The organism is Streptomyces sp. NPDC054961, from assembly GCF_053609145.1.
Window position 1 is genome coordinate 143942 of sequence record NZ_JBSGWY010000003.1, and the last position, 4049, is coordinate 147990.

Here is a 4049-nt window from a genome sequence, read left to right on the forward strand (position 1 = left end):
GGGGGGGGGGCCGGGGGGGCCCCCCCCGCGCGGGGGGGGCCCCCCCCCCCCCGGCGGGGGCCCCGCCCCCCCCCCCCGGGGGGGGGCCCCCCCCCGCGGGGGGCGCCCCCCCCCCCCCTTCGTGCTGTCCGGGCCGGATCGCCCCGGGTCAGTTCCCGTGCGAGCCCTTCGAACCCTTCGGGCCCAGTCCGTGGAGCAGTGCGTCCACGACCGCGGCCGCGAGGGTGTCCGGGTCGGTGGTGGGGTTCTCCGCCTGTTCGAGGATCGCCTGCTCGATCAGTGCGTGGTAGACCCGGCGCGCCCAGCTCAGATCGGCGTCCGGGCGCAGCAGGCCCGCCTGCTGCACCCGCCGCATGAGCAGGTCGCCCTTGCTGAAGATGCGGTCGTGAGCGGCGATGGCCACCGGGTCGCGCAGCTGCGGCTGTCCGACGGTGTAGCGCCAGCCGCTCTTGATCTGGATGACGTTCGCGGTGATCTGGTGCAGTGCCACCAGCGGTGGGGCGGTCTCCGGGCGGCCGATGTCGATGGCCTCCTCGACCTGGCGGAAGGCGTGCGCCGCCATGGCGTCGATGAGCGCTTCGCGGGAGGCGAAGCGCCGGTGGACCGTGGTGCGCGCGACGCCGGCGGCGGCCGCGATCTGCCCGAGGCTCGCGGCCGGGTCCTCGCTGAGGACCCGCTCGGCCACTTCCAGGATCGTGCGCACGGTGCGTTCGGCGTCCGCTCGCAGCGGGCGCCCGCTCGTTGTCTCCGTCATCTCTGAACAGCCTCTCGGTCGTCTTCTGCCGTCTCCGGATGCGTCTTCTCACTCAGTCTATGTGACACCCAAGTGGCGGAACATAGAGAATCTGCATCACGAGTGTTGCATCTAGCGAGTTTCTTGCTACTTTTAAGTCGCGAGTCGACGCGAACACGCAACTACCGAGGAGTGGATGACATGTCCGAGCAGTCGCAGAACTGGATCGAGACGTACGAGTTCGTCGAAGGCATCCAGGCCTCCGGACCGGCCCACCTGCAGAAGGTCGGCGTCCTGAAGACCGGCCCCGCCGACGCCCGCCGCGTTCTGGTTCTGCTCGGCGGCCGCGAAGGTGCCGCGGGCGTCTTCCGGCACACGGCACGCAGCCTCGCCCGGGCCGCGGACGACCTCCAGGTGTGGGCGGTCGACCCCCGCGAGCAGAACTTCGCCGACCTCTCCGCCTTCAGCGGCAACCCCGCGCAGGCCACCGAGTACTACCTGGGCGGCCACTACCAGGTGCAGGACCCGGCCGACTCGCTCTTCGCCGCGCAGTGGGGCCTCGAGGTCCTGCTGGAGGACGTACGCCGAGTGGTGCTGGCCGCCTCAGACGGCGGACGCCGGGACGTCGTGCTCGGCGGCGTGTCGGTCGGCGCCAGCGCCGCCCTCATCTACGCGGCCTGGGACTTCGACGGCGCACCCGGCTACCGCGACCTGGCCGGCCTGGCCATCGTCGACGGCGGGGTGCACAACGCCTACTCCGGCGCGGGCATGGAGTTCGCCCTTCCCCTCGACGCCGCGAAGGGCTGGCTCGGCGCGATCGAGGGCGGCGCCGTGTTCGAGAACTTCACCAGCACCACCCTCGGCTTCGGCGACCGGCCCGAAGCGGCCGCCCTCTGGTTCCAGCTCGCCGCCCAGCACGCGATCGCCGACCCCCACGCCCCGGCCGTCCTCGCCGACCGGCTGCCTGAGGGCGTCCGTACCGACCGCAAGCTGACCAACGCCGGGCTGCTCGGCTGGCTCGTCGACGCCCAGCACGTGCACCCCTCGTACTCGGTGCACGCCGGCCGGCTCGAGGACACCGGCAGCTGGACCGACGGCGGCCGCACGAACCTGGAGACCGTCGCCGAGGCCTTCGCGGGCCCGCGCCCCGGCGCCTGGGTCTGGTACACCCTCAACCGGGTCATGCTCGACCTCGTCGCCGCGATCGACTTCGCCGAGACCGACGTCACCCGCATGCTCGGCCTGCGCCTGCCGCACGGCCAGGCCATCGACGTACCGCTGTACGCCTTCCAGTCCGGCCTGACCAACGGCACCACCGGCCAGGCCGCCGCGACCGTCGCCGCGAACAGCCGCATCCCCGAGATGTCCCTGCACGCCGACAGCGACCTCACCCACCAGGACGTCGTGTACGCCCGGTGGGAGGACAACCGCTTCCTGCAGACCCTCTCGCAGTTCCTCCGGGAGCTGCCGCGGCGCGCCGCCTGATCAGGCGCCCCGCCCCAGATCGGGGCGGCAGGGGGCCGACCCCCGCTACCCCTGCCGCCCCTTCCAGACCACCGTGACCAAGGAGAGCTCCGATGGCCGCCCTCGCCACCCCGACCCCGGAGGCACCGCCGCGCGCGGGCCTCACCATCCTCGCCCTGTGCCTGGCCGTGTTCATCGTCCCGTACGGCCTGAGCAGCGCACCGGTCGCGCTCCCCGCGATCGGTGAAGACCTCAACGCCGGGGTCGTGCCGCTCCAGTGGGTCGTCAACGCCTACAACGTGGCGGCGGCCAGCTTCATGATGGCGGCCGGCTCGATCGCCGACCGGATCGGCCGCAAGAAGGTGTTCGCCTTCGGCGTGGGCCTCTACGGGGTCTCCGCACTGATGGGCGCGCTCGCGACGAACATCCTGATGCTCGACATCGCCCGCGCCGTCGCCGGTGTCGCGGCGGCCGCCATGATGACCGCCGGCGTGTCCGTCATGGCCAACATGTTCCACGGCGCCGCCCGCGGCAAGGCCTTCGCCTTCGTCGGCGTCACCATCGGAGCCGGGCTCGCACTGGGCCCGACCACCTCGGGGCTCCTCGTCTCCGGTCTGGGCTGGCGCTCCATCTTCTGGGTGCAGTTCGCCATCGCCGCGGCTTCCATGGTCGGCCTGCGCCTCATCCAGGAATCCAAGGATCCCGACGCCAACAGCGTCGACTGGGCCGGGACGGTCACCTTCACCCTCGCCCTGTTCTGCTTCACCCTCGCCATCATCGAAGGCCCCCAGTGGGGCTGGGGCAGCACCTCCGTCGTCGGCCTCCTCGTCGCGTGCGTCCTGCTGCTGATCGCCTTCGCCTTCATCGAACGCCGCCAGAAGCACCCCATGTTCGACCTCTCGCTCTTCGCCGAACCCCGGTTCATGGCCGTCAACCTGCTGGCCACCGCCGTCTCCTTCGGCTTCGTCGGCCTGATGGTGCTCCTGCCCTCCTACCTCGTCGGCGCCAACGGCCTCAGCAGCGGTGCGGCCGGCCTGACCATGCTGCTGCTCACCGCCCCCGTGCTGGCGTTCCCCCTGGTGGCCGGGCGGCTGGTCCAGGCCGGCGTCTCGATCCGGCCCATCCTCAGCGGCAGCCTCGCCCTGGTCGCCGCCGGACTGGCATGGCTGACCCTGGTCCACCCGGGCATCAGCCTCCTGGGCCTCACCGGGCCGCTGCTCCTGATCGGCATCGGCATCGGCCTCATCTACGGACTGATGGACGGCGCCGCCGTCAGCACCGTCCCGCCCGCCAAGGTCGGCATGGCGAGCGGCATGTTCAACACCATCCGCCTCGCCTCCGAAGCGGTCGCCGTGGCCGGCATGGTCGCCGCCCTCGTCTCCCTCGTGCAGTCGCGCATCGGCGACGGCCTGGACCGGTTCGCGCAGGGTACGGACCTCGACGCCCGCGCCGTCACGGACAGCGTCACCAGCGGAAACCTGAACGGCCCGGTCGCCCAGGTGCCGGCCGCGTCCCGCGACTCCTTCACCGACTTCCTCGGCCAGGGCTACACCGGAGGCCTCCAGGTCGTCCTGTGGGCCACCGTGGCGATCTGCCTCGTCAGCGCGGTCGTCCTGCACCTGATCCTCACCGACCGACCGGCCGACGACGCTCCGGCCGACGCCGACGAGCAGGCCCCCGCGCGCACACCGGAACAGGCCTCGGTCTGACCCGGCCCTCCCGCAGCCGGTGACGCCCCCGGATCGGGGGGGGGGGGGGGCGCCGCGCGCCGCGGCCGCGCGGCGCCCGCGGCGCGGGCGGGCGCCGCCCCGCGAGCGCGCGAACACACCACCCCCCCCGCGCGCGGCCGGGG

The 4049-nt window shown here is 72.8% G+C and carries 3 protein-coding genes; 2 read left to right on the plus strand and 1 reads right to left on the minus strand.

What is annotated here, in order from left to right; translation table 11 throughout:
* Positions 1-148: 148 nt before the first annotated feature.
* On the minus strand, positions 149-754 hold the full coding sequence (locus ACWF9Z_RS04795) for a TetR/AcrR family transcriptional regulator (RefSeq protein ID WP_453597477.1): 606 nt from the start codon (positions 752-754) through the stop codon (positions 149-151).
* 180 nt (positions 755-934) lie between these two features.
* On the opposite strand from ACWF9Z_RS04795, the gene ACWF9Z_RS04800 reads away from it, so the two are divergent.
* Both ACWF9Z_RS04800 and ACWF9Z_RS04805 read left to right on the plus strand, forming a co-directional pair.
* Entirely contained in the window at positions 935-2218 is a 1284-nt protein-coding gene (locus ACWF9Z_RS04800) for an alpha/beta hydrolase (RefSeq protein ID WP_453597479.1), read from the plus strand.
* Between the two features lie 92 nt (positions 2219-2310).
* Positions 2311-3906: an MFS transporter gene (locus ACWF9Z_RS04805; protein ID WP_453597481.1), complete on the plus strand. Its 1596-nt coding sequence runs from the start codon at positions 2311-2313 to the stop codon at positions 3904-3906.
* Positions 3907-4049: the final 143 nt, after the last annotated feature.